Source organism: Kitasatospora sp. NPDC054795 (genome assembly GCF_053611565.1).
The window spans coordinates 23,428-49,028 of sequence record NZ_JBSHAP010000013.1; the positions used below are offsets into that span (position 1 = coordinate 23,428).

At 74.2% G+C, this 25,601-nt stretch carries 21 protein-coding genes and 1 pseudogene; 10 read left to right on the forward strand and 12 right to left on the reverse strand.

Annotated features, from left to right (window positions below; all coding sequences use genetic code 11):
• Positions 1–89 precede the first annotated feature (89 nt).
• The 7 genes from trxA to ACWGJO_RS06965 all read right to left on the reverse strand — a co-directional run bounded on the left by trxA (position 90) and on the right by ACWGJO_RS06965 (position 10,842).
• The gene (gene trxA / locus ACWGJO_RS06935) at positions 90–416 is read right to left on the reverse strand and encodes a thioredoxin (protein WP_359909516.1); all 327 of its coding nucleotides are present in this window, start codon (positions 414–416) and stop codon (positions 90–92) included.
• A gap of 127 nt (positions 417–543) precedes the next feature.
• Complete coding sequence (gene trxB, locus ACWGJO_RS06940; protein WP_452182512.1) at positions 544–1,506, reverse strand: thioredoxin-disulfide reductase; 963 nt, start codon at positions 1,504–1,506, stop codon at positions 544–546.
• Between the two features lie 173 nt (positions 1,507–1,679).
• Positions 1,680–2,654 (reverse strand): hypothetical protein, encoded by a 975-nt coding sequence (locus tag ACWGJO_RS06945; protein WP_452182513.1) that lies wholly within the window; start codon positions 2,652–2,654, stop codon positions 1,680–1,682.
• Positions 2,651–3,370 carry an RNA polymerase sigma factor SigM gene (gene sigM, locus ACWGJO_RS06950; protein ID WP_452182514.1) on the reverse strand — a complete coding sequence of 240 codons (720 nt, stop codon included), beginning with the start codon at positions 3,368–3,370 and terminating at the stop codon, positions 2,651–2,653. The genes ACWGJO_RS06945 and sigM overlap by 4 nt, the downstream gene beginning before the upstream one ends.
• Positions 3,371–3,422: 52 nt before the next feature.
• On the reverse strand, positions 3,423–5,465 hold the full coding sequence (locus ACWGJO_RS06955; RefSeq protein ID WP_452182515.1) for a serine/threonine protein kinase: 2,043 nt from the start codon (positions 5,463–5,465) through the stop codon (positions 3,423–3,425).
• Between the two features lie 303 nt (positions 5,466–5,768).
• Positions 5,769–8,237, reverse strand: coding sequence for a murein biosynthesis integral membrane protein MurJ (gene murJ, locus ACWGJO_RS06960; RefSeq protein ID WP_452182516.1), 2,469 nt, complete (start codon positions 8,235–8,237; stop codon positions 5,769–5,771).
• 58 nt (positions 8,238–8,295) lie between these two features.
• Positions 8,296–10,842: a DUF6049 family protein gene (locus tag ACWGJO_RS06965; protein ID WP_452182517.1), complete on the reverse strand. Its 2,547-nt coding sequence runs from the start codon at positions 10,840–10,842 to the stop codon at positions 8,296–8,298.
• Between the two features lie 367 nt (positions 10,843–11,209).
• On the opposite strand from ACWGJO_RS06965, the gene ACWGJO_RS06970 reads away from it, so the two are divergent.
• The 5 genes from ACWGJO_RS06970 (at position 11,210) to ACWGJO_RS06990 (ending at position 16,157) form a co-directional block, all read left to right on the forward strand.
• Positions 11,210–12,634 carry a CCA tRNA nucleotidyltransferase gene (locus ACWGJO_RS06970; RefSeq protein ID WP_387691448.1) on the forward strand — a complete coding sequence of 475 codons (1,425 nt, stop codon included), beginning with the start codon at positions 11,210–11,212 and terminating at the stop codon, positions 12,632–12,634.
• A 222-nt stretch (positions 12,635–12,856) separates the two neighbouring features.
• Positions 12,857–13,732, forward strand: a complete 876-nt coding sequence (locus tag ACWGJO_RS06975; protein ID WP_452182518.1) for an alpha/beta fold hydrolase — start codon at positions 12,857–12,859, stop codon at positions 13,730–13,732.
• Positions 13,733–14,141: 409 nt separating this feature from the next.
• The gene (locus ACWGJO_RS06980) at positions 14,142–14,300 is read left to right on the forward strand and encodes a hypothetical protein (protein ID WP_359903649.1); all 159 of its coding nucleotides are present in this window, start codon (positions 14,142–14,144) and stop codon (positions 14,298–14,300) included.
• Between the two features lie 308 nt (positions 14,301–14,608).
• Entirely contained in the window at positions 14,609–15,247 is a 639-nt protein-coding gene (locus ACWGJO_RS06985) for a DUF6758 family protein (protein WP_452182519.1), read from the forward strand.
• Positions 15,248–15,296: 49 nt separating this feature from the next.
• Positions 15,297–16,157 (forward strand): PHP domain-containing protein, encoded by an 861-nt coding sequence (locus ACWGJO_RS06990; protein WP_359903523.1) that lies wholly within the window; start codon positions 15,297–15,299, stop codon positions 16,155–16,157.
• Between the two features lie 131 nt (positions 16,158–16,288).
• Here the strand turns inward: ACWGJO_RS06990 and ACWGJO_RS06995 are convergent, their stop codons facing one another.
• A complete protein-coding gene (locus ACWGJO_RS06995; RefSeq protein ID WP_387694908.1) occupies positions 16,289–16,930 on the reverse strand; it encodes a suppressor of fused domain protein in 642 nt (213 codons plus the stop codon).
• Positions 16,931–17,383: 453 nt separating this feature from the next.
• Here ACWGJO_RS06995 and corA point away from each other — a divergent pair, with 453 nt between their 5' ends.
• The gene (gene corA, locus ACWGJO_RS07000; protein ID WP_452182521.1) at positions 17,384–18,505 is read left to right on the forward strand and encodes a magnesium/cobalt transporter CorA; all 1,122 of its coding nucleotides are present in this window, start codon (positions 17,384–17,386) and stop codon (positions 18,503–18,505) included.
• A 27-nt stretch (positions 18,506–18,532) separates the two neighbouring features.
• Here corA and ACWGJO_RS07005 read toward each other — a convergent pair whose 3' ends face one another.
• Positions 18,533–19,480 (reverse strand): DMT family transporter, encoded by a 948-nt coding sequence (locus tag ACWGJO_RS07005; RefSeq protein WP_452182522.1) that lies wholly within the window; start codon positions 19,478–19,480, stop codon positions 18,533–18,535.
• A gap of 145 nt (positions 19,481–19,625) precedes the next feature.
• On the opposite strand from ACWGJO_RS07005, the gene ACWGJO_RS07010 reads away from it, so the two are divergent.
• The 4 genes from ACWGJO_RS07010 to ACWGJO_RS07025 all read left to right on the forward strand — a co-directional run bounded on the left by ACWGJO_RS07010 (position 19,626) and on the right by ACWGJO_RS07025 (position 23,424).
• Positions 19,626–20,165, forward strand: coding sequence for a hypothetical protein (locus tag ACWGJO_RS07010; RefSeq protein WP_452182523.1), 540 nt, complete (start codon positions 19,626–19,628; stop codon positions 20,163–20,165).
• A 128-nt stretch (positions 20,166–20,293) separates the two neighbouring features.
• Positions 20,294–21,592, forward strand: coding sequence for a magnesium transporter MgtE N-terminal domain-containing protein (locus ACWGJO_RS07015; protein ID WP_359903533.1), 1,299 nt, complete (start codon positions 20,294–20,296; stop codon positions 21,590–21,592).
• A 76-nt stretch (positions 21,593–21,668) separates the two neighbouring features.
• A complete protein-coding gene (locus ACWGJO_RS07020; protein WP_452182562.1) occupies positions 21,669–22,217 on the forward strand; it encodes a DUF1003 domain-containing protein in 549 nt (182 codons plus the stop codon).
• 46 nt (positions 22,218–22,263) lie between these two features.
• The gene (locus ACWGJO_RS07025) at positions 22,264–23,424 is read left to right on the forward strand and encodes an Mrp/NBP35 family ATP-binding protein (protein WP_387694902.1); all 1,161 of its coding nucleotides are present in this window, start codon (positions 22,264–22,266) and stop codon (positions 23,422–23,424) included.
• Between the two features lie 72 nt (positions 23,425–23,496).
• On the opposite strand, the gene ACWGJO_RS07030 is transcribed toward ACWGJO_RS07025, so the two are convergent.
• The 3 genes and pseudogenes from ACWGJO_RS07030 to ACWGJO_RS07040 all read right to left on the reverse strand — a co-directional run.
• A complete protein-coding gene (locus tag ACWGJO_RS07030; protein WP_452182524.1) occupies positions 23,497–24,165 on the reverse strand; it encodes a hypothetical protein in 669 nt (222 codons plus the stop codon).
• 244 nt (positions 24,166–24,409) lie between these two features.
• Complete coding sequence (locus ACWGJO_RS07035; RefSeq protein ID WP_452182526.1) at positions 24,410–24,844, reverse strand: sec-independent translocase; 435 nt, start codon at positions 24,842–24,844, stop codon at positions 24,410–24,412.
• Between the two features lie 148 nt (positions 24,845–24,992).
• Positions 24,993–25,601 (reverse strand): annotated as a pseudogene (locus ACWGJO_RS07040) (hypothetical protein); the annotation flags it as partial.

Below are 25,601 nucleotides of genomic sequence, written 5' to 3' on the forward strand. Positions count from 1 at the left end.
CCGGGGCGGCGCGGGCGCCCCCAACACGCGGGGGGGGGGCCACCCCCGGGGGGTCACCCCCGCCACCGTGCGGTCGACGACCGGAAGACCTAGATGAACTCGGCCAGCTCGCGCAGCAGCGCGGCCTTCGGACGGGCACCGGTGATGGACTTCACCGGCTCGCCGTCCTTGTAGACGATCAGGGTCGGGATCGAGATGACGCCGTACTTGGCGGCGGTCGCCTGGTTGGCGTCCACGTCGAGCTTGGCGATGGTCAGCTTCTCGCCGTGCTCGGCCGCGATATCGTCCAGGACCGGGGCGACCTGGCGGCACGGGCCGCACCAGGTGGCCCAGAAGTCGACCAGTACGGGCTTCTCGCTCTTCAGGACGTCCTGCTCGAACGTCGCGTCGGTGACGGTGGTGGTGGCGCCGGCCACGGGAACTCCTCGGGTTCGGACGGAGGGGGCTGCTGCCAGGAGAACAACGGGTGGGCCCGTTCTGTTTCTGCCCGGCCGGGGCGGGGGTGTTTCACGTGGAACACCCCCGTGGGGCGGAGGGTGGGGCTCAGACCGCGACGGCGGCCTTGGCCTCCAGGTCGTCCAGCGCGGCCAGGTAGCGCTCGGCGTCCAGAGCGGAGGAGCAGCCGGTGCCGGCGGCGGTGATGGCCTGGCGGTAGGTGTGGTCCACGACGTCGCCGGCGCCGAAGACGCCCGGGATGTTGGTCCGGGTCGAGGGGGCCTCGACCTTGAGGTAGCCCTCGGCGTCCAGGTCCAGCTGGCCCTTGAACAGGTCGGTGCGCGGGTCGTGGCCGATCGCGATGAACAGGCCGGTGACGGCCAGCTCGCGGGTCTCGCCGGTGGTGGTGTCGCGCAGGGTGACGCCGCTCAGCTTCGGGTCGCCGTGGATGGCCTCGACCGCGCTGTCCCACTCGAAGCGGATCTTCGGGTCGGCGAAGGCGCGCTCCTGCATCGCCTTGGAGGCGCGCAGGCTGTCCCGGCGGTGGATGATCGTGACGCTGCGGGCGAAGCGGGAGAGGAAGGTCGCCTCCTCCAGGGCGGTGTCGCCGCCGCCGACCACCGCGATGTCCTGGTCGCGGAAGAAGAAGCCGTCGCAGGTGGCGCACCAGGAGACGCCACGGCCGGAGAGCTTGTCCTCGTTCGGCAGACCGAGCTTGCGGTGCTGGGAGCCGGTGGTGACGATCACGGCGCGCGCCTTGTGCACGTTGCCCTCGGAGTCGGTGACGGTCTTGATGTCACCGGTGAGGTCGACCGCGACGATGTCGTCGGGGATCAGCTCGGCGCCGAAGCGCTCGGCCTGGGCCCGCATGTTGTCCATCAGCTCGGGGCCCATGATGCCGTCCCGGAAGCCCGGGAAGTTCTCGACCTCGGTGGTGTTCATGAGCGCACCACCGGCGGTCACGGCCCCCTCGAAGACCAGCGGCTTGAGGGAGGCACGGGCCGTGTAGAGCGCGGCCGTGTACCCGGCCGGGCCGGAACCGATGATGATCACGTTACGGACGTCGCTCACTGCTTCTCCTGGTTCGCATCGCGACCCGCGTTTGCTGCGGGGAGGGCGGTCCTGCTCCGCCGCCCGGGACAACGACTGACCAGTGTCTCGCATTCCCAGGCGGATCAGTACCAGGCGCCCGAAGTCCGGAAGCGGCGTGCCGCCGTCGGCGTGGATCGCATGGGAACCGCCGGTCAGCGGCTGGGAACGGCCTGGTGCAGGACGACCGGGCCGCAGTCGGGGGAGCGCAGGTAGACGTCGACGGAACCGGGGCGGCCGGGCAGGGAGTAGACCAGGACGTCGACCGGGGCGCCGTGGTAGCTGCCCCGGTCGGTGGCCAGTGGGGTGCCGGAGGCGGGTGCCGGGCAGCCCGGGCCGCCGGGGGAGGGCGAGTCGGGCTCCGGGCGGCCGCCGTCGGCGGGCGGGGCCCCCTCGGACCGGGCGGGCCCGGTGGCCAGCAGTCCCGGGACGTTCTTCGATCGGGCCAGCAACTGTTGCACCTGGGCGGTGAGTTCGTCGTCGCGGTAGTCGGTGCCGGCGCCCGCCGTGTGCGGGGCGCGGACATCGTGGCCGTCGGTGGTGGCGGCCGGGGCGCCGCCCGCGGTGGCCGCCACCGTGCCGGACCCGTCGTCGGGGTGGAGCAGCAGTGCCCCGCCGAGCCCGAGGGCGGCCAGGGCGGCGGCCGTGCCGAGCAGCAGGGCGAACCGCCGCCGGCGGGGGCGGCCGGGCCCGACGGCCGAGCCGGACCGGCCGTCGGGTCGGTTGCCGGACGGGGCCGCCGGCCGGGAGGCGGCGGAGGAGGGCGTGACGGGCGCTGTGGCGGCACGCGCGGACCGGGCCGGGGCCTCGGCCCGGTGGTCGGCCGCGGGGGCCTCCTGAGCCGGTTCGACGGCCTCGCGGCCGCTCCCGGCGGCTGCGGCCTCGGCCAGCGCCGCGTCAAGTCGGGCGGCGACGTCGGCCGGCATCGGCGGGGTCTCGACGTCGCCGAGCAGCGACTGGACCTCGGCGAGGGCGTCGATGGTCTCCCGGCACTCGGCGCAGCCGTCCAGGTGTCGGCGCAGGGCCCCGACGCTGTCCGGGGACTCGATCAGTCCTTCGGCGAGGTCGGCCAGCCGCTCGACCGGGGGGTGGTCCTCGGCGGGGTCGGGGAAGGAGGGGTGGGCGTTCATCGGGTGCTCGCGTCTCCTTCCAGGACCGTCCGGCCGGTGCTCGGGCCCGCTCCTGTGACGGTGCCGGGCGGCTTCGGGTTCCCCCGGGTGTCGCGGCGCGGTGGGGCCGAGCCGCGGGCGGGCGGTGTTTCACGTGAAACATCGGGCTCGCGCAGGTGCCGGACCAGGGGGAGGAGCCTGGCCCGGCCGCGCGCGCAGCGGCTCTTCACGGTGCCCACCGGAACGCCCAGCAGTTCGGCCGCCTCGGCCACCGGGTACCCCTGCATGTCGACCAGCACCAGTGCGGCCCGCTGCTCGGCGGGCAGTTCGGCGAGCGCCGCGGTCAGCTCGCGGTGCAGCTCGGCCCGGACCACCGGGAAGTCGGCCGGCTCGGCGCTGCCGACCAGGGTGTCCAGCCGCTGGGGGTCCTCGTCGAGCGGGGTGGTGCGGCGGGTGGCGCCGCGCCGGGCGCGGTCCAGGCAGGCGTTGACCACGATCCGGTGCAGCCAGGTGGTGACCGCCGAGCGGCCCTGGAAGCCGGCGGCGGCGCGGAAGGCGGAGACCAGGGCGTCCTGGAGGGCGTCGGCGGCCTCCTCGCGGTCGCCCAGGGTGCGCAGGGCGACCGCCCAGAGCCGGTCGCGGTGGCGGTCCACCAGCAGACCGAAAGCCACCGGGTCACCGGCGACGTGCCGGGCGAGCAGCGTCGCGTCGTCCGTCGGGTGCGAGTCGTCCGCCACCGTCCCCCCTCCCTCCCGGCCGCCGGTCCGTGCCGCGGCCGCGGTCGTCGGATCAGCCGGAGACCTTCACCTCGGCGACGTGGCCGCGGAACCTGCCGTCGGCATCCTTCGTCAGACCGGTCAGCCAGATCAAGAGGTACCGCGTGGTGACCGGGGAGTCGAGGGTGTACTCGACGTTGCTCCCGGTCTTCTTCCCGACGACGGTGAAGGCGTCCGGCTTGGCCTGCAGCGGGTTGCCGCCGACGGCCGGGGTGGGCAGCCGCAGCTCCGCGGACTGCTCGCCGCCGGAGAACTGGACGTTCACCGAGGAGACCGGCTGCGGCGAGCCGAGGTCGATCAGCAGGCCGGTGCCCGACTTCAGCGCGGGCGGCTTGGCGCCGAACTGGTCGACGTACCAGCCGGTGGTCCACGAGGTGCTCAGGTCGCCGTCGATGGCCTTCCCGATGCTCTCGGTGCCCTCGGGTCCGTCGCCCAGGGGGTTGTAGGACTGCGCGTCCTTGATGGCGAGCGTCACCGGGTTGTGGGTGCTGGCCTGCGGGCTCGGCGCGGTGCTGCTGGCCGAGGGGGTGGTGGACGCGGTGGCCGACCCGGTGTGCCGCAGGCTGTCGACGAACTGCCAGGAGGCGACGCCGATCGCCCCCAGCGCGACCGTCCACGCGGTGGCCTTGACCACCCGGCGCAGCCGCCGCCTGGCGCGCCGGGAGGAGGCCGGGCGGGAGGAGGCCGGCAGCGGGGCGACGGTGGTGTCGGCGACCCGGGTCGGGTTGGGCGCGGTGGGCAGCGCGTGGGTGTTGTGCCGGGGTGGGGCCGGGAAGGCGGGCAGCTCCGGTTCGGGCTGGCGGATCCGGGGCATCTGCGCGATAGCCCGGACCAGTTCCTCCGGCGTGGTGATCGGCTGGGCGTGGTGCGGCGGCTGGTCGAACAGGGCCCGCGCGGCGAGCTCGGACAGGCCCTTGTGGACCCCGGCGCGGACCTGGTCCGGCGCGGCGTTCTGGAGGCCCTTGGGCAGGCCCTGGAGGTCGTAGCGGTCCTCCGGGTACGGCCAGCGGTGGGTGAGCGCGGCGAACAGCAGTGCGCCGATCGCGCGGGTGTCCGCCCGCTGGGCGTCCTCGGCGTCCTCGGCGGGCAGCCCGCGCAGGGCGGCGTCCACCGCGATGCCGTTGATCCGGTACTGGCCGCTGTCGGTGCGCAGCACGCAGCGCGGGGTGAGCCGCAGGTGGGCCTGGCCGCGCCGGTGGGCGGCCGCGACGGCGTCGGCGACCTGGCGGACCATCTGGTACGCCTCGTGCGGCTCCATCGGGCCGTTGGCGAGCAGCCTGGCCAGGTCGGAGGAGTGCGGCAGCCACTCCCGGACGACGTAGACCAGTTCGCCCTCGTGGACGGCGTCGAGGACCTGGACGAAGCGGGGGTCGCCGAGCAGCGCGGCGGACTTGGCGGCCGCCACCACCTTGCGGGCCCGCTGGTGGCCGGAGGCCATCAGGTGGACGCCGACGGCCCGGCGCAGCTTCTCGTCGACGGCGCGCCAACTGCTGAAGGTCTCGGTCTGGGAGATGCACTCCTCCAGCCGGTACCGGTGGCCGATCATGTCGCCGCTGCGGCGCTGCGGGGCGGGGAGGGTGCGCGGGAGGGTGGCGGTGTCGCGCGGGTCGACCGTGGGCTGCGGGTCGGTGGGGCGGCGCGCCGGGCGGGCGGGTTCGTCGGCGGGCTTCTTCCGGGGGGAGCCGGCGGCCAGTTCGGCGCGGAGCTCCTGCACGGAGAGCGGTGCGGTGATCTCCGAGGTCTCCTCGCCGGCGGGGGTGCCCGGTCCTGCGGCCGGTGCGTCGTCCCCGCCCGCGTCCTCGCCGGCGGGGGTGCCCGGTCCTGCGGCCGGTGCGTCGTCCCCGCCCGCGTCCTTCTCCTCGTCCTTGTCCTTGTCCGCGTCGGTGCGCCCGGGGGCGGCGGCAGCGGTGGTGGTGCCCTCGCGGGCGTCCGCGGAGGTGCTCCCGCCGGCGTCCTGCGAGCCCGTGAGCTCGTCGATCGCCGCGGCCAGTGCGGCCTCGTCCGTCGCCGCGTCAGCTGCTGACGTGTCGACGACGGCCTTGGTGCCATCAGCCACCGTGGTCCTGCCTCCCCTTGTGTAGCCCCGGCCTGAGAGATTCGCTGGAGCCCGGGGGTCGGCGGCCCTGTGCTCCAGGACAATTGTGCCCACTCTTCTCCACCGGGTACGACCGCTGAGACGTCCGCTCGGTTGCACATGGGTGGAGAGATGTGGTGCAGATTCGACACCGGGTCGCCATCCGGCGGTCGGGCGGACCCGAACCGACCGGTGCCCCAGCACTCGGCCGGACGAGCGGAGGAGCGTCTCGCTCCGGTTGACGCCCGGTCAGGGCGCCCGCTCGTCCGGCCGGTGGTCGGACGGTCAGCGGCCCAGCCGGCCGCGGACCATGCCCAGCATGGCGTTCAATTCCTCGATCCGCAGGCGCTTCGCGATGAGCACGAAGACCGCCAGCTGGAGGCCGCCGGCCACGACCAGGGCCGCCACGCTGCCCGGCCAGCCGCCGAGCACCTGCTGCACCCCCAGGCTGGCGCCGAGGCCGACCAGGGCGGCCGGGACGCAGGCGGCGGCCAGCCGGCTGTACGTCCTGCCGATCCGCTTGGTGTCCAGCCCGCCGATCCGCTTCTTCAGCTTCGGCATCGCGACCGTCACCCCGACGGCGTAGGCGAGGCCGTAGCCGAAGGCGAGGCCGACCACCGTCCACTCGGCGGGCAGCACCAGCCAGCACAGCAGGGCGAAGCCGGCCTGGCAGGCCGCGACCCAGACGGTGTTGGAGAACGGCGTGCGGGTGTCCTCGTAGGCGTAGAAGCCGCGCAGCATCACGTACTGGGCGGAGTACGGGATCAGGCCCAGGGCGAACGCGGAGAGCATCAGACCGACGTTGGTGGCGTCGTTCAGGACGGTGTCGTTGCCGCCGACCGCGTAGATCGCCCGGCCGATCACCGGGCCCAGCGACAGGAACAGGAAGGCCGCCGGAACGACCGCCACCGCGGTGGTGCGCAGACCGTAGGAGATGTCGTCGCGCACGGCGCCGGCGTCCTCGTCGGCCGCCGCCCGGGAGAGCCGGGGGAGCACCGCGCTCATGATCGAGACGGTGATCACGGCCTGCGGGAGCTGCCAGATCAGCAGCGCGTTGGAGAACGCGGCCAGGCCGACGCCGCCGTGGCCGGCCGCCGCCGCGGCGTCGCCCGCCTTGGTGGACAGCTGGGTGATCACCAGGTAGCCGGCCTGGTTGGCGAGCACGAAGAAGAACGTCCACTTGGCCAGTCGGGCGGCCTTGCCCAGGCCGTGACCGCGCCAGTCGAAGCGGGGCCGGAAGCGGAACTCGGCGGCCCGCAGGTACGGGATCATCGCCAGCGACTGGACGACCAGACCGATCAGGGTGCCGAGGCCGAGCAGCCGCACGCCCTCGGGGGAGATGCCCTCCGGGGTGACGTGGGTGGTGCCGAAGCCGCCGTAGACCCAGATGTAGGCGGAGAAGGTGAAGATCACCACGATGTTGTTCAGGACCGGGGTCCACATCATCGCGCCGAAGCGGCCGCGGGCGTTGAGGATCTGGCCCATCACCACGTGGATGCCCATGAAGAAGATGCTCGGCAGGCAGAAGCGGGCCATCGCCACCGTGGTGTCGGCGCGCTCCGGATTGGCCATCATCGGGTGGGCGATCAGCTGCACCAGCACGGGCGCCCCGAGCACCGCCAGGAAGACCACGCCGCCGAGCCCGACCATCACCAGGGTGAGCAGCCGGCTGGCGTACGCGGTGCCGCCGTCCTCGTCGTTCTTCATGCTGCGCACCAGCTGCGGCACGAAGACCGCGTTCAGCGCGCCGCCGCCGATCAGGATGTACAGCAGGGTCGGCAGGGTGTTCGCCGCGTTGTAGGAGTCACCCATCACGCCGACACCGATGGCCGCGGTGATCACCATGGTCCGGACGAAGCCGGTGCCGCGGGAGACCAGCGTGCCGGCCGCCATGATCGCGCTGGAGTTCAGCAGGCTGGCGACCTTGCCGCCACCGGCCGCCTGGGCGGGTTCGGCGGCGGGCGCCTGCTGGGCGGCCTGCTCCTCGGCGACGACGTCGGACAGCGGTTCGACGGCCGGGGGCACCGCGACGGCGGCCACCTGCCTGGTGGCCTCCTCCTCGGAGAGCGGCGGGTCGAACTCGATCGGCGGCACGAAGTGCTGCTGCCCGCCCGGAGTGCCGCCGTGCTGCGGCTGTCCCGGGTAGCCGCCCGCCGGCGGGTACAGGGCGGGGCCGACCGGAGGGGCGGTCGGCTGGACCGGCTGCGGGGCCGGGGCGGGCTGCGGGACCGGCGGCTGGGCCGCGGCCTGCGCCGGGCGGCCGCCGAACAGGGCGTCCACCCCGACGTACTCGGTGGTCTCGGTGTCCCAGGCGGAGTGCGCCGGGCCCGGCTCCCACTGCGGCCGGGGCTGCTCGACGCCGCCCCAGTGGCCACCGGCGGCCTGCGCCGGGGCCGGCTGCTGCGGCCAGGCGCCCTGCACCGGGGTGTCCCAGCCGGGCTGCACCGGCGGCACCGGGGCCGCGAACTGCTGCTGGGCCTGGTACGGGGTCGGCGGCACCGGCGTCGGGTAGCCGCCGCCCTGCGGCGGCAGCTGCGGCGGCACGTCGTACGCGGCGGCCGGCGGCTGGGGCGCGACGGGCCGCCCGGCCTGCAGACCGTACGGGTCCTGGCCGTCCTGCGGCTGCCCGTACGCGTCCGCCGCGTACGGGTCCTGGGCGTAGGTGTCGGCCACGTACCAGTCGCCGGACGGCGACTCGGCGCCCGGCCGGCTCTCACCGCGGCCCGACGGCCGCTCCTCGCTGCGCCCGGTCATGTCACCTCTTCGCTGTCGTGGGGGGAGGCCGGCCCGGCGGTGCGGGGGGTCGGCGGTATCAAGGACCAACCTTCTCATCACCGGCGGCCCGATCCCGGCCATCCGGGCTGCTGCCGCGCGGTGTCTGCGCGGGACCGTCACCTCGGGTGTCGTCCGTTCCGCCGGCCCGGTCCGGTTCCGCGGCCCCGGCGTGATCCGCGGTGGAGTCCTGCGCCGTGGCCTCCGAGGCGCCCTCCGCCGTGTCCTCCGCCGTGTCCCGCGCTCCGGTGCCGTCCGCCGCCGGGGCGTCCCCGACCGGCTGGTCGCCGTCCTCGTGCGGCTGCCCGCCGCGCCGCTTGCGCTGGCGCACGAAGCGCAGCGCGGCCAGCAGCAGCAGGACGCCGGCGCCCGCGAAGATGTACAGCACCCCGTTGGTCACCGAGGTGACCTCGACCTTGAACTGCTGGGGGTCGCCGTACGGCCGGGAGTCGGGGCCGGTGGTCCACAGCTGGGCGGTCATCGCGACCGTCCCGTTGTTGTGCGCCTCGGCGTTGAAGCGCAGGGTCACGCTCTGCGAGGCCGGGAGGACCAGCTCCTCCTCCTTGCTCACCCGCAGCCTGTTCGGCTGGGCCGAGGTGAGCACCAGCTTCAGGTTGGTGACCGTCTGGGTCAGGTCGTTGCGGACGCTGACCTGGAGCAGACCGGTGTTGCCGGCCAGGGTGACGACGTTCTTCTTCGGCACCTGGACGGCGCTGGTCAGCTCCTTCAGGTACTTCGTGACGCCGGCGCGGTAGGTGCTCCCGGCCGGCGGCTGGCTGCGCCACTCGGTGGACAGCGAGCGGACCATCGCGGCGCTGAACGGGCCGCGCACCCGCTGCGGCAGGGTGAGCACCCGCATCAGGGTGTCCAGGTCGTGCTGGATGTCGTCGGTGCGGCTCAGGTCGGCCGCAGGCAGCTCCGAGGCGCGGGCCTGGGTCGGGTAGTCGGTGGGCGCCGGGACGGCGGTGTTCGCCTTCGGGTCGGCCGCGGACTGGGCCACCGCGTCCAGCTTGACCGAGGAGATCCACTTGCCGTCCGCCGTCTGCAGGGCGCTCGCCAGCGCCTTGGCGCCGGCGACGCTCAGCTCGCGCGGGGGCAGGACCAGCAGTCCGCGCTGGTTCTGCGGCTGCTCGTGGGTGATCGCGAAGGTCTCGGCGAGGAAGCGCTGGGTGGCGTCGGTCTGGGCCTGCGGGCTGCTCAGGTCCTTGTCGAAGAGCGAGGAGACGGTCTCGTCGGCCACCACGGCGCTCTGCCCGCCGCCGATCGGGCGGGCGGCGGTCGGGGTGTAGTTGAGCGAGTCCGCCTCGGGCATGCTCGCGCCGTTGACCAGCACCAGCCCGCTGCCCGACTGCTGGGCGAGGGAGGCGATCTGCTGGTCGAGGTAGCCCTGGAACGGCCAGGCGACGTCCGACCGGGTGTCCACGGCGAGCCGGCCCTCGACGGTCAGCCGGCCGGCGGTGGCCGCCTTGCTCAGCGCGGTGGTCATCCCGGTCAGGTCGGAGCCGTTGTGGGCGATCGAGGCGAGGTCCGGGTCGGCGTACGGCAGCGAGACCACCTGGGTGCCCGGCTTGGCGACGGCGGCCCGCAGCTTGTCCAGCCAGGCGACGGCGGCGGCCGAGGGCTGCATCTGGACGGTGTTGTCGTCCTTGACGGACTTGCCCGACCCCTCGGTGCCCGGCTTCTGCACCCGGTAGGTCTTGGTCATCGCGAGCGCGGCGTCCAGCAGGTCCGGGTCGATCACCCAGGTCAGGCCGTTCAGCTTGGAGCCGGTGTCGACCAGCTCGTACAGCCGGCCGCCCGGGGCGAACTCGGTGGCCAGGCTGTCGTCGCGCAGCACCGAGACGGGCTGGTCGTTGCTGTCGGTGGTGGTCTGGGCGGCCACCACCGGCGCGTGCACCAGCGGCCAGACCGTGGCGACCTTCGTCGGCTGCGCCTCGGCGCCGCCCGGGTTGTACGGCAGGAAGGTCCGGGCGATGCCCAGGGGGCGGTCGCGCGGGTTGTCGGCGGTCCCGCCCCAGGCGTCCACCGCGAGCTCGTAGGCGCCGCTCGCGGACAGCCCGAGGTCGCTCACCGCGACGCTCAGCGTGTACGGCTGGCTCTGCCCCGGGTTCAGCTCCGGCAGGGCGTACTGGGGGGTGTCCAGCTCGGTGCCGTCCTTGCCGTCCGGCGTGGAGCGTTCGGCCACGTTGGCCAGGTCGCTGCGCCGGTCCAGCGGCTTGTTGGAGTACGGCTTGCGGACGGCCGCGTGGGCGCCCTTGACCGCCGACTTGCCGGCGTTGGTGACGTGTCCGGTGATCGTCACGATGCCGTTCGGGGTGGCCACCTGCGGGCTGAGCGTGTCGATGGTCATCACCACCGGGTACTCGGCCGTGACGGTGGAGTCCGCGGCCGGCCGGACGTTGCCGCCGGCGGGCAGCGCGCCGGCCGGGGTGGCCGTGAAGAGGGTCAGGGCGGCCGCGCAGGCGGCGGCCAGGCGCGCGCCCGCCCGGCGCGTCCGGCGGGCCGGATGACGCCCCTCGGCGGGGCGCTCGGCCCCTCCAGGCTGTCGGTGCGTCCCCAGGCCCGAGTGCCGTGCCGGCTCACTCACTCGCTTCGCCCTCGCCGTTCTCGATCGTTCGCTGCTGATGCTGTCGTCCGGCGCGGTCCGCCCGACGGTCTTCGCTTGACTCTCTTGGATCGCTCCGCCCGACGCCGTCGCCGCACCGCTGCCGCGGAGGTTCCCGCGGACGGCGGCGGCGCGCGGCACCGCATCCCCCGTCCGGTGCCCGAGACTCGTCCACCGGCATGGTAACGATGCAGCCCGCGGCGCAGTGTTGCGGGCTGTGGGGTGAGACGCCCAGAACGCGCGGGCGGTTGACCTGTCGGGGCACGTACCCTTGTGAGCCGTGTCCACTGCCAATGAGCCCACCGCGCACACCGACCCCTCCAGCACCGCCGTCCAGGTCGTACCAGGCCTGAGCGAGGCCCAGACCCTCGGCCTCCAAGAGCTGCTGCGGGTGTCGCCGGTCGCCGACGAGATCGCCCGCCGGTTCCAGGCGGCCGGTCACCGGCTGGCGCTGGTCGGCGGGTCCGTCCGGGACGCGCTGCTCGGCCGGCTCGGCAACGACCTGGACTTCACCACCGACGCCCGCCCGCAGCAGGTGCTCAAGCTGGTCAAGGGCTGGGCGGACGCGGTCTGGGACGTCGGCATCGCCTTCGGCACGGTCGGCGCCCGCAAGGACACCCCCGAGGGTTCCTTCCTGATCGAGATCACCACCTACCGCTCCGAGGCGTACGACCGCACCTCGCGCAAGCCCGAGGTCAGCTACGGCGACACCATCGGGGAGGACCTGGTCCGCCGGGACTTCACCGTCAACGCGATGGCCGTCGACCTGCCCGGCCGCGGCTTCGTCGACCCGCACCACGGTCTGGAGGACCTGGAGGCCCGGGTGCTGCGCACCCCCGCCACCCCCGAGGAGTCCTTCTCCGACGACCCGCTGCGGATGATGCGGGCCGCCCGCTTCGCCGCCCAGCTGGACTTCGACCCGGCGCCCGAGGTGGTCGCCGCGATGACCGCGATGGCCGAGCGGCTGACCATCGTCTCCGCCGAGCGGATCCAGGCCGAGCTGAACAAGCTGCTGCTGGCCAAGCACCCGGTGAAGGGCCTGCGGCTGCTGGTCGACACCGGCCTGGCCGGGTACGTGCTGCCCGAGCTCCCCGCGCTGCAGCTGGAGCGGGACGAGCACCACCGGCACAAGGACGTCTACGAGCACTCGCTGACCGTCCTGGAGCAGGCCGTCGACCTGGAGCAGGACGGCCCGGACCTCACCCTGCGGCTCGCCGCGCTGCTGCACGACATCGGCAAGCCGCGCACCCGCCGCTTCGAGTCGGACGGCCGGGTCTCCTTCCACCACCACGAGGTGGTCGGCGCCAAGATGACCCGCAAGCGGATGCGGGAGCTGAAGTACTCCAAGGAGCTCATCGAGGACGTCTCGCGCCTGGTCGAGCTGCACCTGCGCTTCCACGGCTACGGCGGCGGCGAGTGGACCGACTCGGCGGTGCGCCGCTACGTCACCGACGCCGGGCCGCTGCTGGAGCGCCTGCACAAGCTGACCCGCTCCGACTGCACCACCCGCAACAAGAAGAAGGCGGCCGCGCTCTCCCGCACCTACGACGGTCTGGAGACCCGGATCGACGAGCTGAGGGCGCGGGAGGAGCTGGACGCCGTCCGCCCGGCGCTGGACGGCAACCAGATCATGGAGCTGCTCGGCCTCAAGCCCGGCCCGCAGGTCGGCAAGGCGTACAAGCACATGCTCGAACTCCGGCTGGAGCACGGCCCGATGGAGCACGACGAGGCGGTCGGGGCACTGCGGGCGTGGTGGGCCGAGCAGCAGGGCTGAGTCCGGATCCGGATCTCCGGACGCGGCGCCGGACACGGCGGGAGGGGTGGGCCCCGCCCCCCGGCCGGGCCCCGCCCCCTCGGGCGTTCCACGCCGCGGTCCCGTCCCGCCGATCGTTCCCGGGGCCCCGACCCGCCTTCGCCTCAGGTCACTAGGCTCGGGGCGCCGGGGAGTCCCCGGCGGACCGGCGGGTCGCCGGCAGGACAGCAGGGAGAGCAGCCCATGAGCACGCCGCCGTTTCTGACGCTGCCCCGGTGCGCGCGGGCCGAGCGGGTGGTGACCGGGCGTGGGGAGTTCGCGGCACTGCGGGCGGAGCCGGCCGGGCCGGTGCGCGGTTCGGCGCTGCTGGTGCCGGGGTTCACCGGCAGCAAGGAAGACTTCATCGCGCTGCTGGAGCCGCTGGCGGCGGCCGGGTACCGGGTGACGGCCGTGGACCAGCGCGGGCAGTACGAGACCGGCGGCCCGGACGACCCGGCGGCGTACGGCGTCGGGGCGCTCGGCGCGGACGTACGGGCGCTGACCGGGGCGCTGACCGCCGACGGCACCCCCTTGCACCTGCTGGGGCACTCCTTCGGCGGCCAGGTGGTGCGCGAGGCGGTGCTCGCCGCGGCCGCCGAGGGCCCGCTGCCCTGGCGGTCGCTGACCCTGGTGTCCACCGGCCCGGGCGCGATCGACCCGGCCGAGGCGGCCCGCACCGAGCTGCTGCTGGACGCCCTGCAGGGGATGGACCTGGAGCAGATCTGGCAGGTCATGCGGCAGTTGGAGGCAGAGAGCGGGCAGCCCGGGCCGAGCCTGGAGCCGGCCGTCGCGGAGTTCCTGCACCGGCGCTGGCTGGCCAACGTGCCGCGGGCGCTGTCCGTCACCGGCGGCCATCTGGTGGCCGCGCCGGACCGGGTGGCGGAGCTGGCCGCCGCCACCGCCGGGCTGCCGCTGCTGGTGCTGTCGGGCGTGCGGGACCACGCCTGGCCGGTCCCGGAGCAGACCGCGATGGCCGAGCGGCTGGGTGCCCGCCGGGTGGTGGTCGCGGACGCCGGGCACTCCCCCAACGCCGAGCGGCCGGCCGCCACGGCCGAGGCGCTGGCCGCCTTCTGGGGCTGACGCGGCCGGCGCCGACGCCCGCCGGACCGGTCCGGTTCCCCCGGTTCACCGAAAGTGGTCTGTACCACTTCTGCAACTTCGACCGGCTTCAACACAGGACAAAATTCGTTAGTTACGGTAATCTTTGATTCTGTCCGGGAATCATCGCCGGCCTCCGCCCGGCGCCAATCTCCCGAAACCTGGACTTTACGGACGGGCAACGGCCCGGTAGCACCGCCACGTCACCGTGGTTCACGAGGCACTGGACGCACCAGGCAAGCAAGGGGGGCCCTTGCCGCAGCAGACCGCCGCACCCGCGACTACGACCCGCCCGGTCCGGTCTCACCGCCGGATCCGCAGGACCCCGAAAGGGCTGATACCGACTCAGCCGCGACCGCCCCGCCCCGCGGGGTCAGGAAAGGAGACGCCCATGACGAAGACCATGCGCTTCGAGATCGTCCGGCTCGACGACACCAACGGCTCCGCCGCCGACCGCCTGATCGCCGACGCCGCCACCGTGCGCGAGGTCGTCGACGCCGCCGCCCGCACCGGCGAGCGCCTGCTCATCCGCCCGTGCCCGACCGTCTGACCCGGCGCGGCGCCTCCGACCCGGAGCCCACACCCGCCGCCGACGACCCGGGAGCATCCGATCCGGACGTTCCGATACCCGACTGACGCCCCGTCACCGCATTCGCCGATGACGGGGCGTCAGTGCGTTCGGGGTTCGGAGCCGGAACGTTTGCCGCCGCCCGGGACGGGACATCCCCCAACGGGAACCGCCCGCGCCGCGCCCACCCGGTGCCGGTCCGGGCGTCCGCCACCGACAGGTGCCGCCGAGCCCTCCGTACGGGTGATCGTCCTTGACGCGGCGGTCCGGAGGGAGGAGCGTTGACGGCTATGAGGGGCGAGCCAAGCTGCCCGAGGTGCGCCGGTCGGGTCCGCGCCCCCGGTCTGTTCTCAGACACCTGGCAGTGCGACCGGCACGGAGCCGTGCACCCGATGCAGCCCGTGCTGCCCCCGAGTGTGGAGGCCCTCGGCGTCGCCGTCGCCCGCTCCCAGGTCCCGGTCTGGCTGCCCTGGCCGCTCCCGGTCGGCTGGCTCTACACCGGCATCGCCCACGTCGGTGACGACATTTCAGGAGCCCGGGCCACCGCCGTCGCCTGCTCCGGACCGGCCCCGCTCGGCGGCTTCGGCGAGCTGCTGCTGATCGCCGAGGAGCTGGGCGTCGGCCTCGGTGCCCGCTACGCGGGCCTGCCCGGGCCGGACCCGGGCGACTCCGTCGGCCTCTACAAGCCCGCCGACGCCAAGCTGATGGCCGCCGGGCGGCCCACGCCGATGTTCCACGTCCCGGACGCCCCGGCCGACCGCGCGGTGTTCGCCGGCGAGGCCCGCGGACTCTGGATCTGGGCGGTCGCCTGGCCCGAGCAGTCCGCGCTGGTGATGTACGACGAGCTGGTGCTGACCGACCTGCGCGAGGCGGGCGCCGAACTGGACCTGCTGCCCTGCGGGGCGCTCTCCCCCCGGCTGCTCGGCTGACCGCCGGCCTATCCTGGGCGGCACCCACGAGCCCCCAGGAGCCCGACCCGTGCGCATCGACCTGCACGCCCACAGCAACGCCTCCGACGGCACCGACAGCCCGGCCGAGCTGGTCGCCGCGGCCGTCGCCGCGGACCTCGACGTGGTGGCGCTGACCGACCACGACACCGTGGCCGGCCACGCCGAGGCCGCCGGGGCGGTACGCGCGCTGCCCGCCGGCAGCCGGCTCACCGTCGTCCCGGGCGCCGAGCTGTCCTGTGCCGTGGACGGCATCAGCATGCACCTGCTGGCGTACCTGTTCGACCCCGAGGAGCCGGAGTTCGCGCGCGAGCGGGACCTGGTGCGCACCGACCGGTTCCGGCGCGGTCGGGCGATCGTGGAGCGCTGCCGGGAGCTCGGCGCGGACATCAGCTGGGAGCAGGTGCGGCGGATCGCCGGGGCCGGCTCGGTCGGACGGCCGCACATCGCCAGCGCGCTGGTCGAGGCGGGCGTGGTGGCCACCGTCTCGGACGCCTTCACCGCCGACTGGCTGGCCAACGGCGGGCGGGCGGACGTGCGCAAGCACGAGACCGACCCGGTCGCGGCGGTCCGGCTGGTCCGGGCGGCCGGCGGGGTGCCGGTGTTCGCCCACCCGGGCGCGGTCAAGCGCGGCCGGACGGTCTCCGACCAGGTGATCGCCGACCTCGCGGCGGCCGGGCTGGCCGGGCTGGAGGTCGACCACACCGACCACGACGAGGACACCAGGGTCCGGCTGCGCGGCCTGGCCGGCGAGCTCGGCCTGCTGGTCACCGGCTCCAGCGACTACCACGGCACCCGCAAGACCGTCCGGCTCGGCGAACACACCACCGACCCCGAGGTGTACGGGGCACTGCTGGCCCAGGCCACCGGCGCCAAGCCGATCGAGCGCTGAGCCGACGCGGGGGCGGACGCGAACGCGGGGGCGGACGCGAACGCGGGGGCGGACGCGAACGCTGAGGCAGGGACTCGTGACCCCTTGCCCCGGGGTCCGCCGCCACCGCACCCCGTCCGATCACCCGGCGGTCAGTCCAGCCGGACGCCGCGGCGGTTCGGGTCGCGCAGGTCGGCGCCCTGGTCGAGCCAGCGCTCCTGCAGCGCGGCCGCGCCGTGCACCCGCTTCCAGCCCGCCTCGTTGGGCGTCATCGGCAGCAGCGGCAGGAAGCGGACCGGATCGGCCGGATCGGCCAGCTCCAGGTCCTCGACCAGGCCGCCCGGTTCGGCCGCGAGCACCGAGGTGAAGGGCGCGCCGTCCCAGAGCGGGGAGCCGAGGTCCAGCGAGCCGCCCGGGGCCACCACCAGGCCCTCGACCTGCGGGGTGGCGGCGAAGGTGGCCAGGGTGCGCAGCACGCTGTCGCGCCCGCCCCGGACGGTCAGCACCAGTTCGGCACGCGGGCCGCGCACCTGGTCGGCGACCGGCGCGGTCGGGTCGGCCATCGGCGCGGCGGACATGCCGAGCGTGGCGTACCGCACGAGGTCCTCGGTGTCCGGGCCGAAGCGCAGCACCTCGATCCGGTCGGCACCGAGGAAGGTGACCGCGGCGCGGCCGCCCGGCTCGCCGAAGGTGGAGATCAGCCGGGCCTCGACGGCGGCCAGCACCGCCTCCCGGGAGAGCTCCGGGGAGGTGCCGCCGTGGGGGTCGCCGAAGAGCGGGAAGTCGTGCGCCATGCCGGTGAGCGTAACCCCCGGGGGTTCGCGGGCCGCGTGCGGGCGGGTGCGCGGGCGCTCGCGGCGGGGCCGCACAAGGATCCCGTAAAGCCTTCGGAAACCTCCGGGAAACCCCACGGCTTCGACGCCCGGTCAGATGTTAGGGTGAGCGACTGGCCACCGGGATCGTTTCGTCCCGGGGCGGCGGCGCGAAGGAGGTGGTTGCGGTGGATACCGGCCGACCATGCAGTACCGGCAGCTCTACCCGGCCCCAACTCCCCCGTACCCCGCGCCCCGCAGGCCCAACCGGCTGAATCAGCCGCGGTAGCCCCGGGCGCAGGCCCTACGGCGGACGGACCGGCCGGGAGAGCACTTTCATCCCCCGTTTCACCGGTGTTCTCCGCCGTCGTACCGCGGCCGAACGTTTTTCCTTCCGCGCCGCCGCGCGACGGTTCCTGCCTCTGGGAGCCTGCCATGTCGATGATCAACAGCCTGCGCGCCGCCGTCCGCACCAACCGCCGCCGCGGTGTGTCCGGCGTCTACGACGTCCTGCCCGAGGACGCCGGTTCGGCGGTCGTGGACTGCGCGGTCTACCAGCACGGCAAGCGCAGGGGCGAGACGTGCAGCCCCCGCGAGGCCGCCCACCGGGTCAAGGCCGCCCACCAACTCCCCGAGGGCGAGGGATCGTTCAGCTGGATCGGGCTGCACGAGCCGACCGAGGCCGAGTTCGAGGGGATCGCCCAGCGCTTCGGCCTGCACCCGCTCGCGGTCGAGGACGCGGTGCACGCGCACCAGCGCCCCAAGGTCGAGCGCTACGACAGCGTGCTGTTCGCCGTCTTCAAGACCATCCGCTACGTGGAGCACGACCAGCTCACGCCCACCAGCGAGGTGGTGGAGACCGGCGAGCTGATGGTCTTCGCCGGCCGGGACTTCGTCATCACCGTCCGGCACGGCGGCCACGGCTCGCTGCAGGAGCTGCGCCACCGGCTGGAGGCCGACGCGGACGAGAGCGGGCTGCTCTCCAAGGGCCCGGCGGCGGTGCTGCACGCGATCGCCGACCACGTGGTGGACAACTACCTACTGGTCGCCGAGCGGCTCCAGAGCGACGTGGACGAGATCGAGTACGGCGTCTTCTCGGCCAAGGGCGGGCGCAGCGCCGATGTCGGCCGGGTCTACCAACTCAAGCGCGAGGTACTGGAGTTCAAGCGTGCCGTGGTGCCACTGCTGCGCCCGATGCAGCAGCTGTCCGAGCCGCTCCAGCGGCTGGTCGACCCGGACATCCAGAAGTACTTCCGGGACGTCGCCGACCACCTGGCCCGGGTCGCCGAGCAGGTGCACGGCTTCGACGAGCTGCTGAACTCGCTGCTGCAGGCGAACCTGGCGCAGGTCTCGGTGGCGCAGAACGAGGACATGCGCAAGATCACCGCCTGGGCGGCGATCTTCGCGGTGCCCACCATGATCACCGGCGTGTACGGCATGAACTTCGATTACATGCCCGAGCTGCACCACGAGTACGGCTACCCGATGGTGCTCGGCGCGATCGCGCTGATCTGCGTCGGGATGTACCGGGGCTTCCGCCGCAACGGCTGGCTCTGACCGCCGCGGCCGGCTCCGGTCCGACGGTCAGCGCCGCCCACCGCGGGCGACCAGGACCAGGCCGAGCAGGATCAGCACCACCGCCGGGTAGGCGGCCGCCGGGGGCCACTGGCCCAGCCAGAGGGCGGCGATCAGCGCCGCGCCCGGGGTCTCCAGCAGGATCGCGGTGGAGGTGATCGACGGCCCGAGGTTGCGCACCACGCGGTTGCTCAGCGAGTGGCCGAGCAGCTGGGCGGCGACCATCAGCAGCACGATCTGCCACCACACCCCGGCCGGCCATCCGGCCAGCGGCGTTCCGGCCACCAGGCAGATCCCCAGCAGCACGGCCGCCGTGGTGGCGTAGCAGACCAGGGTGTAGGCGGTGGTGCTGACGGTCCTGCGGACCTCGGCGCCCAGCAGCATGTACCCGGCCGCGGCCAGGCCCGCGCCGAGCGCGAGGGCGTCGCCGAGCAGCGCGCGCGGGGAGAGCGAGAGGTCCACGCCGGTCAGCACCAGCACGCCGGCGAAGGCGACGATCGTGCCGGTCCAGACCGCTCGCGGCGCCCGGACGCCCATCAGCCGCATCAGCAGGATGGTCCACAGCGGGGTGGTGGTGACCAGGGCGGTGGCCGAGGCCACCGAGGTCATCCGCAGGCTGGGCATCCAGAGCGCGAAGTGCACGCCGAGCAGCACTCCCGCGGCCACCGCGAGCAGCAGTGCCCGCCGGCCGATCCCGCGCAGTTCGGCGCGGTGGCGCAGCAGCGCGTACGGGCCGAGGACGCCGACCGACATGACGTTGCGCCAGAAGGCGATCGCCAGCGCGGGCGCGGCGGTGGCGCTGATCAGCGGACCGGACAGCGAGATGCCGCCGATCGAGACCGCGAGCAGCAGCAGATCGAGGGTGGGGAGCGGGTGCGCCGGCCCCGGGCCGGCAGTCGCGGTCGCGGGGGCGGTCGGGGCGGCGGAGGGGGCGGTCGCGGGCCGGGCGGCGGACACGGCGCTCCTTGCTGGTCGCGGGGGTGGGGCGGTCATACGGTAAGGCCCGTGGCGGCGCAATGGAACTGTCGCCCGGAGGCTGAGACGTCCGGCCGGCTCCGGACCGCTCCGCCGGAGGGCCCCCGGTGGCCGTACGCTGTCCGCCATGGACCGTACGCCCGCCGCCGCGACCGCCGACGACTTCCTCGACCGGGCCCTGCTGGAGGAGGCCGCGAAGAAGTCCGGCCTGCTCTGGGTGCGCGCGGACGGACAGGAGCACGCCCGGCCACTGTGGCACGCCTGGCACGACGGCGCCGTCGTGGTGGTCGGCGGGGGCGGCGAGCAGCCGCTGCACGGCCTGGAGCCCGGCACCGCGGCCGTGGTCACCGTCCGCAGCAAGGACAAGGGCGGCCGACTGACCGGCTGGACCGCCCGGGTGGTCGAACCGGCCCCGGACAGCGAAGCCTGGCTGGGCGCCGTCGAGGAACTCAAGGGCAAGCGGCTGAACGCGCCCGACACCGACGCCATCACCACCCGCTGGGCCCGCGAGTGCCGGGTGCTGCGGCTGGAGCCGACCGGCCCGCTCACCGAGCACCCCGGGGCGATGCCGGACGGCTCGCACGCCGCGCAGCCGGTGCCCACCCCGGCCACCACCCGCCGCCCGATCCCGGCCGGCCTGCCCAAACTGCTGTTCAAGCGCCGTTAAAGGTTCATGCCCGGGACTCGTCCGACGGCTACCGTGCCTCCCGGCCGGGCCCGGAACACGCGGGTAGCCTTGGCCGCGGACGCGCCCCCGGCGCATCCGGTACGGCATCGAGCGAGTCGAGGGAGTCCATGGCAGGGCCAGGCACCCGGGTCTTCATCTCCCATCTGTCCGCCATCGCGGTCTTCGACCCGAACGGCGACCAGGTCGGGCGGGTCCGGGACGTGGTCGTGTCGCTGCGGCTCGGCGGCCGCCCGCCGCGCGTGCTCGGCCTGGTGGTCGAAGTGGTCGGCCGGCGCCGGATCTTCCTGCCGATGACCCGGGTGACCAGCCTGGAGTCCGGCCAGGTGCTCACCACCGGCGTGATCAACATGCGCCGCTTCGAGCAGCGCCCGTCCGAGACCCTGGTGCTCGCCGAACTGCTGGACCGCACCGTCACCTGGTCCAAGACCGGTGAGCAGGTCACCGTGCTGGACGTCGGCATGGTGCAGAGCCGGCTGCGCGAGTGGGAGATCAGCAAGGTCTTCGTCCAGCTCGGCCGGGCCGGCCGGCTGCGCAAGGGCAAGGGCGAACGGCTCACTCTGGACTGGCAGGACGTCACCGGCTTCTCGCTGACCGAACAGGACCAGGGCGCGGCCAACCTGCTCGCCACCTTCGAGCAGCTGCGCCCCGCCGACCTCGCCAGCGTGCTGCACCACCTGTCCGCCAAGCGCCGGGCCGAGGTCGCCGCCGCCCTCGACGACGAGCGGCTGGCCGACGTCCTGGAGGAGCTGCCCGAGGACGACCAGGTCGAGATCATCGGGAAGCTCCAGGAGGAGCGCGCCGCCGACGTCCTGGAGGCGATGGACCCGGACGACGCCGCCGACCTGCTCTCCGAGCTGCCCGGCGACGAGGCCGAGCGGCTGCTCCAGCTGATGGAGCCGGACGAGGCCGCGCCGGTGCGCCGCCTGCTGACCTACGAGGAGGACACCGCCGGCGGTCTGATGACCACCGAGCCGGTCGTGCTGGAGCCGGACGCGACGGTCGCCGAGGCGCTGGCCCGGGTCCGGGTCAGCGACCACAAGCCCGCGCTGGCCGCGCAGGTCTTCGTCTGCCGCCCGCCGAACGAGACCCCGACCGGCCGCTACCTGGGCACCGTGCACTTCCAGCGGCTGCTGCGCGAACCCCCGTACGTCCTGGTCGGCTCGCTGGTGGACGACGACCTGGACCCGCTGCCGCCGGACACCCCGCTGTCGCTGATCACCAGCTACCTGGCGACCTACAACCTGGTCGCCGCACCGGTCGTGGACGACGCGGACCACCTGCTCGGCGCGGTGACCGTCGACGACGTGCTGGACCACCTGCTGCCGGACGACTGGCGCGACGCCGCGCTGCACGCCCACGACGAGGACCGCGACGACGAGAGCGAAGGGGTGACCGGTGGACGGTGACCGCAGCGGACGGCCGGACGACTCCGCGCGCCGACGCCTCCAGGGAGAACTGCGCCAGCTGCGTCAGCTGCGCGAGCTGCGCACCCGCGAGGGCGGCCGGGACCGGCGCTCGGACACCGCGCCGATCACCGGCACCGGCCGCGCCCGGCTCGACCAGCCGCGCACCGCGCGGCCCGGCCTGCTCTCGCTGCCCTCCTACGACCCGGAGGCCTTCGGCGTCCTGTCCGAGCGGATCGCCCGCTTCCTCGGCACCGGTCGGTTCATCGTCTGGATGACGGTGGTGGTCGTCGTCTGGATAGCGTGGAACACCCTGCTGCCGGCGAACGTGCGCTTCGACGAGTACCCGTTCATCTTCCTGACCCTGGCGCTGTCCCTGCAGGCCTCGTACGCGGCCCCGCTGATCCTGCTGGCGCAGAACCGCCAGGACAACCGGGACCGGGTCAACATGGAGCAGGACCGGTCCCGCAGCGACCGCAACATCGCCGACACCGAGTACCTGACCCGCGAGGTCGCGGCCCTGCGGCACGGGCTCGGCGAGGTGGCCACGCGGGACTTCATCCGGTCCGAACTCCAGTCCCTGCTCAAGGAGATCGACGAGCGCCGGGAGTCCTCCGACGCCCTGTGACCCTCGGCACGCTACCGGCGAGTCAAGGGCGCCGTACCATCAAGGCATGGCCAACGAGACAGAGGTCGCGGCCGGCGTCACGGAGGAGTCCGTACGCCAGGCGCTGGCGACCGTCAACGACCCGGAGATCAACCGCCCGATCACCGAGATCGGCATGGTGAAATCGGTCGGGATCGCCGAGGGCGGCGCGGTGCGCGTCGCGGTCTACCTGACGGTCTCCGGCTGCCCGATGCGCGACACCATCGTCACCCGGGTGCGCGAGGCGGTCGGGAAGGTCCCCGGCGTGACCGGCGTCGAGGTCGAGCTCGACGTGATGAGCGACGAGCAGCGCAAGGAGCTGTCCCAGCTGCTGCGCGGCGGCGCCCCCGAGCGGGAGATCCCGTTCGCCAAGCCGGGCACGCTGACCAGGGTCTACGCCGTCGCCTCCGGCAAGGGCGGCGTCGGCAAGTCCTCGGTGACCGTCAACCTGGCGGCCGCGATGGCCGCCGACGGTCTGAAGGTCGCCGTGGTGGACGCCGACATCTACGGCCACAGCGTGCCGCGCATGCTGGGCGTCGAGGGCCGGCCGACCCAGGTCCAGGACATGATCATGCCGCCGCAGGCGAACGGCGTGAAGGTCATCTCGATCGGCATGTTCACCCCGGGCAACGCCCCGGTGGTCTGGCGCGGCCCGATGCTGCACCGCGCGCTCCAGCAGTTCCTCGCCGACGTGTACTGGGGCGACCTGGACGTGCTGCTGCTGGACCTGCCGCCCGGCACCGGCGACATCGCGATCTCGGTGGCCCAGCTGGTCCCCAACGCGGAGATCCTGATCGTCACCACCCCGCAGATGGCCGCCGCCGAGGTGGCCGAGCGGGCCGGCACCATCGCGGTGCAGACCCACCAGAAGATCGTCGGCGTGATCGAGAACATGTCCGGCATGCCGTGCCCGCACTGCGACGAGATGATCGACGTCTTCGGGACCGGCGGCGGCCAGACCGTCGCGGACGCGCTCACCCGCACCGTCGGCGCGACCGTCCCGGTGCTCGGCTCGATCCCGATCGACGTGCGACTGCGCGAGGGCGGCGACGACGGCCGCCCGGTCGTGCTCGCCGCGCCCGACTCCCCGGCCGGCGCCGCCCTGCGCGCCGTGGCCGGCAAGCTCGGCGGCCGCCAGCGCGGGCTGTCCGGCATGTCGCTGGGCCTGACGCCCAGGAACAAGTTCTGAGACCGTGACCGACGCAGGGCCGGGTGGCCGGACCACCCGGCCCTGCGTCGTACCGTCGCGCGCCCCGGGGCGCTACGGCCGGGTGTAGGCGGCCAGCTCCGGAACGGTGGAGAAGCCGATGCCGTAGGCGCTGACGCCGCGGCCGTAGGCGCCGAGCAGGACGCCGGGGGCCTCGCCGGCCAGCACCCAGCCGTACTCGGACTCGCGGTAGCGGAAGGGCTGCGGCAGCCCGTTGACGGGCAGGCTGAGGGTGGACCAGCCGGGGCCCGCCAGGTCGTCGGCGAGGTCCCAGGCGAGGCTGCTCTGCTGGTCCAGCCAGTCCTGGCGCAGCGCCCGGTCCAGCTGCCCGGGCCAGGTCCCGGCGAGCAGGCCGGAGCCGGCCAGCCAGGCCGCGGAGGAGGCGGAGGTCGCCTCCAGGGTGCCGGTGTTGTCGGCACTGCGGCGGCTTTCCCGGCGGGCCACCGTGACCACGACGGCGAACTTCCGCACGTCGCGCGGCTCGTACCGCTGGGCCGGCTCCTCGCCGTGGCCGAGCGAGCCGTAGTCGACACTGCCCGCGGTGCGGGGGCCGGCGCCGGCCTGCACCAGGAAGCGACGGCCGGTCCAGCCCTCGTCCAGCCCGTACCAGGGGAAGTCTGCGGACAGGTAGGGCACCAGCGGGTCCACCGGGCCGGCCTGTCCGCCGACCACCGGGCCGCCGGCCGTGACCGTCGCCCCTCCCGCCTGACTCGTCGCGTCCATCCCCGGGCCTCCTCAAACACACGTTTGCCTGCCGTGGCGCGCTCCCATGGTGGCGCACCGCGGCGCTCCCCGGGGCCGTTCCTGGAACGCGACGGGGCGCGTTGTGACGGACGGCTCAGCGGGAACAATCAGCACAATAGCGGCGCACACGCCACCGCCCCGCTCAGCCGGTGACCGGGCGGGGCGGTGGCGCGGAGCCGGAGGCGCCGTACGCGGTGCGGATCGACCGGCGTACGCGGCGTGATCAGGTGGCGTCGGGGTCGAACGGGGGGCGCTCGCCGGGCGCCAGCGGGGCGCCGGTGGAGGCGGCGGCCGGCTCGGACTTCTCGAAGCTGACGCTGCCGCTGCGGCCGTTGACCGGCGCCGCGGGCTTGTCGTCCAGGACCGAGCGGATGTCCAGCGAGTCCTTCATCTCCTTGAGGCCCAGCGGGTCGTCCTGGCCACCCATGAGCTGCTTGCGGACGAAGGTCTTGGGGTTCAGGTCCTCGAACTCGAAGTCCTGGAAGTCGGGGCCCAGCTCGCTGCGGATGTCCTCCTTCGCGTTGTCGGCGAAGGAACGGATCTTCCGGATGAAGCCCATGGTGTCCTGGATCAACTTCGGCAGTTTGTCCGGGCCGAAGATGATGATCGCCATCACGACAAGCGTCAGGAGCTCCAGCCCACCCACGTCGCTGAACACCTTTGCTCCCTAGCTCGTCGGACGACGGTCCCTACAGGGTAATGGCCACCGGCGAGTCCCTGGTCCACGCTGGGATGAAGCCGTGGTAAAGACCTGCCGGTGGCCGAGGCCGTCCGGACCGGAACACCGGTGTCCGTCGAGGGCCGCTCTAGCGAGTCTGCTGGCGCAGTGCGGCGGCGCCCCCGGGGTAGCGCTCCGGATAGCCCGGCGGGGTCGCCTCGCGGGTCGCGGCGACCGGGCGGCCCGGGAAGTCCACCGGAACCTGCGCGTTCATCGGGACGAGTCCGCCGCCCCGGCCGGTGCCGGCACCGGGCGGGCTGACGGTGGTGCCGTGGCGCTCCTCGCCCTGGGTGCTGAGCCCGCCGACGCCGCCGAGCGTCACCGCGGCGACGGAGAAGGCGCCCGCGGCCGCGAACACCAGGCGGCGTCCGCGCGCGGGAGGGCGCACGACGGCCGCGGAGGGCTGCGGACGGGCCGGGGCGGCGGTGGGCTCGGGACGGGCCGCGCGCCGGCCCATGAGCGGCCCCAGCACCGCGCCGCGCCCGAAGGCGCGCGGGTCCACCCCGGGCAGCGGGGCATCGGCGCCGAGCGCGCCCGCGCCGAAGGAGGCCCCGGCACCGCGGCCGAAGGAGCCGCCGTCGAGCCGGCTGCCGCCGAGCGTGCCGGTGGCCGCGACCCCGCCACCGGGCAGGTCGTCGTCATCATCGCGGCGGCCGCGGCCGGCCGGCCGGCCGCGGCCCGCCGGGGCGTCCTCGGG

Coding starts and splice junctions, on each gene's coding strand:
- ACWGJO_RS06945 (WP_452182513.1), bottom strand. CDS start 2,654: ATGAACGCCCACCCCTCCTTCCCCGACCCCGCCGAGGACCACCCCCCG.
- murJ (WP_452182516.1), bottom strand. CDS start 8,237: ATGACCGGGCGCAGCGAGGAGCGGCCGTCGGGCCGCGGTGAGAGCCGG.
- ACWGJO_RS06975 (WP_452182518.1), top strand. CDS start 12,857: ATGAGCACGCCGCCGTTTCTGACGCTGCCCCGGTGCGCGCGGGCCGAG.
- ACWGJO_RS06980 (WP_359903649.1), top strand. CDS start 14,142: ATGACGAAGACCATGCGCTTCGAGATCGTCCGGCTCGACGACACCAAC.
- ACWGJO_RS06985 (WP_452182519.1), top strand. CDS start 14,609: ATGAGGGGCGAGCCAAGCTGCCCGAGGTGCGCCGGTCGGGTCCGCGCC.
- ACWGJO_RS06995 (WP_387694908.1), bottom strand. CDS start 16,930: ATGGCGCACGACTTCCCGCTCTTCGGCGACCCCCACGGCGGCACCTCC.
- corA (WP_452182521.1), top strand. CDS start 17,384: ATGTCGATGATCAACAGCCTGCGCGCCGCCGTCCGCACCAACCGCCGC.
- ACWGJO_RS07010 (WP_452182523.1), top strand. CDS start 19,626: ATGGACCGTACGCCCGCCGCCGCGACCGCCGACGACTTCCTCGACCGG.
- ACWGJO_RS07015 (WP_359903533.1), top strand. CDS start 20,294: ATGGCAGGGCCAGGCACCCGGGTCTTCATCTCCCATCTGTCCGCCATC.
- ACWGJO_RS07025 (WP_387694902.1), top strand. CDS start 22,264: ATGGCCAACGAGACAGAGGTCGCGGCCGGCGTCACGGAGGAGTCCGTA.
- ACWGJO_RS07030 (WP_452182524.1), bottom strand. CDS start 24,165: ATGGACGCGACGAGTCAGGCGGGAGGGGCGACGGTCACGGCCGGCGGC.